1 protein-coding gene is annotated in these 254 nt (G+C 55.1%); it reads right to left on the reverse strand.

What is annotated here, in order from left to right; genetic code table 11:
* A partial coding sequence (locus ACO0LL_RS30450; RefSeq protein WP_422954556.1) for a hypothetical protein occupies positions 1 to 254 on the reverse strand: 254 nt, incomplete at both ends.

Genomic DNA, 254 nt, shown 5'->3' on the forward strand with positions numbered 1-254 from the left:
CGTTACCTGTACCCAGGTTGATCGTGTCTGTTACAACGCGAGCAACTGCAGTCGCTGTGGACTGTGCATTCAGGTTCACACCGTTTTCTGTCGTGTTGTAGGTACCGGCAACATAGTTACCCAACAATACAACGCGGTCATTACCAGCGCCGAGGCTCAGGAAGTTGGCGCCGCGGGCCAGTGTGACGTCCAGTGCAGATTGTGCTGTCAATGCGCCTGCATCGATGGAAACGCCGACTGTTGCGTTAGCAACG

The organism is Undibacterium sp. TC4M20W, from assembly GCF_049340245.1.
In the GTDB taxonomy this organism is placed as follows: Bacteria; Pseudomonadota; Gammaproteobacteria; order Burkholderiales; family Burkholderiaceae_D; genus Undibacterium.